The 6,675-nt window shown below is 42.4% G+C and carries 6 protein-coding genes; 3 read left to right on the forward strand and 3 right to left on the reverse strand.

The features are described 5' to 3' along the window. Positions 1 to 187: 187 nt before the first annotated feature. Positions 188 to 490 carry a 30S ribosomal protein S14 gene (gene rpsN, locus IM496_RS11890; protein ID WP_002740009.1) on the reverse strand — a complete coding sequence of 101 codons (303 nt, stop codon included), beginning with the start codon at positions 488 to 490 and terminating at the stop codon, positions 188 to 190. Between the two features lie 120 nt (positions 491 to 610). On the opposite strand from rpsN, the gene IM496_RS11895 reads away from it, so the two are divergent. Beyond that, entirely contained in the window at positions 611 to 1,150 is a 540-nt protein-coding gene (locus IM496_RS11895; RefSeq protein ID WP_194013857.1) for an NUDIX hydrolase, read from the forward strand. Here IM496_RS11895 and IM496_RS11900 read toward each other — a convergent pair. Further along, complete coding sequence (locus IM496_RS11900; protein ID WP_002769951.1) at positions 1,143 to 1,325, reverse strand: hypothetical protein; 183 nt, start codon at positions 1,323 to 1,325, stop codon at positions 1,143 to 1,145. The genes IM496_RS11895 and IM496_RS11900 overlap by 8 nt on opposite strands. Before the next feature lie 186 nt (positions 1,326 to 1,511). Between IM496_RS11900 and IM496_RS11905 the strand changes: the two genes are divergently transcribed. Both IM496_RS11905 and IM496_RS11910 read left to right on the forward strand, forming a co-directional pair. Next, a complete protein-coding gene (locus IM496_RS11905) occupies positions 1,512 to 3,737 on the forward strand; it encodes a glycosyltransferase (protein ID WP_287662022.1) in 2,226 nt (741 codons plus the stop codon). Positions 3,738 to 4,035: 298 nt separating this feature from the next. Next, on the forward strand, positions 4,036 to 5,679 hold the full coding sequence (locus IM496_RS11910; protein WP_287662023.1) for a DUF7305 domain-containing protein: 1,644 nt from the start codon (positions 4,036 to 4,038) through the stop codon (positions 5,677 to 5,679). A 6-nt stretch (positions 5,680 to 5,685) separates the two neighbouring features. On the opposite strand, the gene IM496_RS11915 is transcribed toward IM496_RS11910, so the two are convergent. Continuing rightward, entirely contained in the window at positions 5,686 to 6,432 is a 747-nt protein-coding gene (locus IM496_RS11915; RefSeq protein WP_194013851.1) for a DUF4079 domain-containing protein, read from the reverse strand. Positions 6,433 to 6,675 lie beyond the last annotated feature (243 nt).

A 6,675-nucleotide genomic window follows, 5' to 3' on the forward strand; every position in this document is an offset into this window, starting at 1 on the left:
AAGACTTTTAGACTTTTTGTCAATCAAAAAGTACCAGGTATGGGAGTGATCAGGGGGAAAATTCCGGGACTTTTTCCCTAAAAATTAGGTAATTGGCCACCTCAAAACCGGTAAAACCCCACACCCCACACCCCACACCCTGTCCCCACGAAAAACTTTTTCAGCAGACCCTAGATATTGTTTCTGACTACCAGCTAGACTTGACCACACCGGGTAAAAGACCTTGGTGGGCCCATTCGCGTAAAACGTTGCGGGATAAACCAAAATCGCGATAGTATCCTCTCGGTCTGCCGGTCGTTAAACAACGGTTGCGGTGACGACTGGGAGCGCTATTGCGGGGTAATTCCTGTAATTTTTGGTGAATTGCCAGTTTTTCTTCAAAATCTTCGGCGGTGCGGAATTGTTCTTTTAGTTCCGCTCTTTTAGCTTCGTATTTTTGTCTGAGACGAGCGCGTTTTTTCTCGCGTTCTACCATCGATTTTTTTGCCATGGGGTTTCTCGAAAAAGATTTAACCTGTAAAGACAGCATTTCTCATTATAACCTGAAACACCGGTGACAAAGGTGACATTTGTTGATATTAATTCTTAAAGTCCTAGTTGCAAATTTTCTATGTCTGAACCGCCTCAATTTCTCCAACAACGTCTTTTTTATCAAGGTCGTGTCTTTCAATTTGAAGTCTCGAAACTGCGTTTACCTAACGGTGTCGAGGGAGAATGGGAATGTGTCCGTCATCCGGGGGGTGCTTTAGCAGTTCCAATCACCAAGGAAGGTCAATTAGTTTTAGTACGTCAGTATCGATTTAGTTTACAAGCTCGAATTCTGGAATTTCCCGCCGGGACGATTGATGAAGGAGAAGACCCTGCTACAACGGTAAAACGAGAATTAGAGGAAGAAGCGGGCTATCGGGCGCATAATTGGCAATCTTTGGGTAAATTTGCCCTGGCACCGGGTTATTCCGATGAATATATCTATGCTTTTCTGGCCCGGGATCTGGAAAAATTAAGCTTGCCCCCCGCTCAAGATGCGGATGAAGATCTGGAAGTGGTTTTGATGAGTTTTGAGGAAATGGAATCGGCGATCGCCAAGGGAGAATCGATCGATGCTAAAACTATTACTAGCTTCTATCTGGCCCGTTTAGCCCTTAATTAATCTTTTCAATCACCGCTTGTCCTAGTTGAATCAACTCAAAACCGATAAAAAGGCTTAAAATCACGGTGACAGCCTGATTAAGTAGGGGTATATTGCCTTTGCCTAGAACAGAGGCGACGAATTTGACCACAACTAAAACGAGAGCGCTAACAACGGCGATTTTGACGGCTATCATAGATTAATTTTTCCTCACGGTTAACCAGAGTATACTATTTCTAGACTTTTTCTGGCTAGTTTCATCTTGGGTTTGATACAAAATTTAGCATTTTGGTGGAGAGCGCTCCTGTCATTGCCAAAAATGTCCTAGTTTTTGTTAAGAATTGTAAAATGTAGTTAGATTTATTTGATCAGAAGAGGATTCATGTCTAACCAAGAATCGATTTTTCCATTCCCTCAAAAACCAGTGTATTCCTCCGTATTCAAGCCGATTTTAGCGATAATATCAGTTATCTTAATTATGTTAGCAGTGATCTGCGGGTTAATGATGGTCAGTTTATCATTATGTTGGCCGGAAGACAATATTTATCGATTACTACTTGGCTTAGTAGAAGATTTTTTTAACCCCTTTGCTTGGATCAAAGTTCCCACGGTTGCTCATAGCTATCAATTATTATTACCCACGGTTATCCTGCTAATTTCTACGCAGTTAATCATTTTCTTGTCTCCGCGTCCGCAAGTTTGGTCAAGATTAGTCATTATTTCTATCACTCTCGCTATCACCCTGCGATATCTACTCTGGAGGATTCTGGAAACCTTAAATCTTTCTACTCCTCTCAATGGCTTTTTTAGTTTACTACTTTTAGGCGTTGAGATGATGGTTTTAAGTATTAGCATAATTCAGTTAGTTTTAGTCTTAACCACGAAGGATAGACGCAAAGAAGCTGATTTTTATAGCCAAGCAGTGATCAATAAACAGTATTTGCCCACGGTAGATATTCTGATTCCCACCTATAATGAGCCAGCGTTCATTTTAAAAAGAACTGTTATCGGTTGTCAAGCCCTTAATTATCACCATAAAAATATTTATATTCTCGATGATACCCAGAGGTCAGAAATTTATGAATTGGCAGAAAAATTAAATTGTAATTATCTGACTCGTCAGGATAGAAAAAATGCTAAAGCAGGTAATTTAAACCATGCTCTCAGACAAACCCAAGGGGAATTAGTGGTAGTTTTTGATGCAGATTTTATCCCTTGTCAGAACTTTCTAGAAAGAACTGTTGGCTGGTTTCAAAACCCAAAAATTGCCCTAGTGCAAACACCGCAAAGCTTTTATAATGCCGATCCTATTGCCCATAACTTAGGTTTAGAAAATATCGTTACTCCCGACGAAGAATTATTTTATCGTCATATCCAACCGGCTAAAGATGGGGTGGGTAGTCCTGTCTGTGCTGGCACTTCTTTTATTGTCAGAAGAAAAGCCTTAGAGGAAGTGGGATATTTTAATATAGAATCTATTAGTGAAGACTATTTTACTGGGATTGCTATCTCTGCCAAAGGTTATGAAGTTATTTACTTAAATGAAAAACTCAGTGCTGGTTTATCTGCCGAAAGTTTATCAGCTTATTTACGGCAAAGATTGCGCTGGGCAAGGGGAACTTTACAGGCATTTTTTATCAAGGCTAATCCCCTAAAAATTGCGGGACTAACTCTACCCCAAAGATTGGCACACTTAGAAGGACTTTTATCTTGGTTTTCTCCCTTAGCTCGTTTATTTTCTCTGCTTATTCCTCTCCTTTATACCTTTGGTTATATCGTACCTTTGAACATTACCATTGATGAGACAATCTATATCTTTTTACCCTACATGATGATGCAGTTAGCCACTTATCACTGGTTAAATTCTCGCTCGCGCTCAATTGTTTTTTCTGAGGTACTATCGATGATTATTTGTGTACCTACATCCCTAACAGTTCTCCATGTTCTTTGGAAACCCTTTGACAAAGGATTTCAGGTGACACCCAAGGGAATTGCTCGCCAAAATTATCAATATAATTGGCACTTATCCTACCCATTGCTGTTTTTTCTCACTATTACTTTAATTAGTATTTTCTTTAATTTACACCATCACAATTATCAAGAAGGTCCCCTAAATTTTGGCTTAATTTTGGCTATATATAACGTGGTTATTATCATGACTGCTCTGGTGGCTTTATTGGAAGCTCCCCTCACCCTAGAAACTGAATACCAAGTGCTGGAATCTCCTGTTAAATTGATAACAGAATCGGATATAATTATACAGGGCAATCTGAAAAAACTTTCGGAAATAGGAGCAGAAATTAACCTAGGGGAACCCATCTACTCAGAAAAATTACTCCTAGATATTTTAGGCGAAGACTTGCGCCTATCGGCTCATCTAGTCAATCTAGAAAAACGAGGAAAAATCTGGCAAGCGACTCTTAAATTCCAGCCACTTACCCTATCAGAGCAAAGAAAATTAATTACTTTTCTATTCTGTCGTCCCCAGCGCTGGCAACCGAAAAATACGGCGGGAGAATTACAATCACTTTGGTTGTTAATTATCAGCTTTTGTCGGGGGACAGGCTTGATTTGGCGGGCAATTCTGGATCGAAAAACAGCCCTTTAATTTAGTCAAAAGTCGAAAATACTTAAGTAGCTGGTTATAATTAAATTAAAAATAGATTTTAGGTTCGATCCCCCCTGCCCCCCTTAATAAGGGGGGTGCCGATCCCCCTTAATAAAGGGGGCATCTGATAATTTTTAACGCCTACCTACTTATCGAAAAACTAATTGCTAATTATCGTGTCAACTGGCTTTTGTTTGTGATTTTACTCACAGTGCTATCCCTGTATTCTCACAGTTGTCAATTGACTAAAACTTGACAGTATTATAATAAAAGTAACCATTCTTAGATGGACTGGTCTATGAAAAATCGTTTATACCTTCACCTGATGGCTAATAGGGAAAAAGGGTTTGCCTTGCCTCTTGCCGTGTTGATTGGACTTATCCTGATGGTGACAGGGATAACTATGATGATGCGCGTCCAAGGAGACCAATCGAAAGTAATTGCCCAAAAAGCCCGGGCTGATGCTTTAAGAAGTGCCGAAGCTGGAGTGGCTCGCGTGCAGGATTTACTTAATAGCGTTCGATTTATGGCGACGGTTGATAGTAATTGTACTTCCGGCAATTGTTGGGAGAGAGCCTGTAGTAATCCCAACGATGCTGATACCTTGAAGGCAAAAATCGCTGAATTAAGAGGTTTGGCTAAGCCTTCGAGTGATGGCGAAGGTAATGAATGGTTTCAGTTGGAAGATATTTTCCAAGTCTATGACCGTGATGGGGATGGTTTCATCACCCGGGAAGAATGGCCAGAAACCGACGCGGTATTCGATGCGATCGATATTAACCGTGATGATAAAATTTCTCCCGATGAGATCAATGATAATCGTTATTATCGCGTGGTGGGATATAATTTTACCCCAAGCTCTGACCCCAATATTTTGGGTTGGGGGGTTCTCACCCTGGAAGGACGTTCTCGCAAAAGTGCCGCAACAGACCTAACTAAGACTCTTCCCGATATAGATAGTGACGATAATGCCGCCCCGCGTAACCGCGTGGTGGTAACTATCCCTATTCTTGATTCCCCTACCCCTCCCCCTCCATCTGGCCGCCCCGCATTTGAGCGCAATACGGTCCCAGCTTTATGGATAAGTGAGGGAACGGCGGACGATGGTGCTAAATTTCAAGGGGATGTGGTGGAGGATGGTGCTAAATTTCAAGGGGATGTGGTGGGGGATGTGGAGAGTCCAGGATGTATTATTAACCAAGATAAAATTCAACAGCCCACACCCGCACCCAATCCCCCCTATGAAGCGCAATTTGTCGGTGTGTTTTTCCCCGATTTACCGCCGATTCCTACTGGTATTCCAAACCTAGGAGGACTTGACAGTTCTCAAACTTTTCCCAGAAAAAATGCGGATGGCGCGATTATTGATACCCCTTCTACCCGCACGATTAACAGTCAAAGCGTACAGGTGTACGAGTATATCGTTAATAATATCAACTTGGATGATGGCGAGAAGATTACCATTACTGCGGGGGAACGGGTAGTTTTTTATGTTAAAGGTAATATTAACGGTGCCATCGAACACGACTGCAGCGGTGTTACCGAACCCACGGTTTGTAAACCGGGCAATCTACAAATTTATGCCGATGGCTCAGGTTCCACCGCGCCGCAAATTTGTCTGAAAGGAGACCAAAGACTAGAAGCGTTTATCTTTGCTCCTGACTATTCCCTCGGTAAAAAGGGTACTGGTACTTTCATCGGTGCTGCCTGGGGTAAAAATTGGGGCGAAATTACAGACTGTGACTCAAATAGCGGCGCAGTTGCTGTGATACAAGGAGTAGAATGGACTGACTTAATCCAAGACTTGAAACCCCAATTTCCCCAACTTGATAAGATTGCCAATTGGTGTGAGGAACCCATACCGGACGATGGTGATACCCCCACGGAGCCATCTAAGTGTGTACCCACTTTCCCAACTCCTTCACCCTCTCCCAGTCCCTAAAAAAGTTTAACTTATCGGGTTGATGAGGGGGGTTTGGGATTTCGGTTCAGGACAGGTTTTATTGGTGAAATCACAGCGATAAATTGCTGGTTTTTGCCAACTGAGGGGAATTTCCAGCAAATCCCTCGAACCGGTCATGGCTTGTCCCAGAAAGAGAGCCAGAGCGATACAATTGAGAATTGTATGGGCGATGCGCCAACGATGGGAACGGTCTTTATAGATATCTTCAACAATGGCCAGAGAGAAAATCATCAGTAATGATGCCGCCATGCCGATATAGTAGTGGGACCAGTACCATTGGGCCGAGAGTCGCCAGACCCCATCCTGAGAACCGATAATAATTAAACCGATGCCAGTCAAGGTGGCAAAAATTCCGCGCCAGAAGCCTTGTTTAGCGCGGTAGAGACAGACCAAAGAGGCAATGGTGACAAAAAACATCAAAATCACAAAAATGACCTGAAAGGAGTCTAATTTTCCGTCTTTTTGTTTATCGACAAAACCATTAAAACCGTAAACGACCGAGTAAGCTAGTGCTAACAGGTTAACCCCTACCACTGTACCCGTTAACCAGCGGCCTAAACGTAGATGTTCTGGCCCGACCACTGGGGGAATTTTACTTTTATTTCCCGCGTTGCTTTCTAGGCGACGTTGACGGGTTTGCCAAGCAAAGTTAACTACGAGGCCGATAATGGGGAAAACGACCACTATCGCTAGGACAGGATGAATGAGAGCCAGAAAATCGACGAATTGCATATAAATATCCCGAAAATAGTCAGCAGAAAATCTTCAATAGTTGACAAGCTATAGCCTTGTTTTTTTTAGCTTATCGCAGATATCAGGAGGCAAAAGGCAAAGGGCAAAAGGCAAAAGGCAAAAGGCAAAAGGCAAAAGGCAAAAGGCAAAAGGCAAAAGGCAAAAGGCAAAAGGCAAAAGGCAAAAGGCAAAAGGCAGCTTTATTCTCCCCACACCCTACACCCTACACCCCACACCCCACAC

The sequence above is a fragment of the Microcystis sp. M049S2 genome (genome assembly GCF_020245625.1).
In the GTDB taxonomy this organism is placed as follows: Bacteria; Cyanobacteriota; Cyanobacteriia; order Cyanobacteriales; family Microcystaceae; genus Microcystis; species Microcystis ichthyoblabe_A.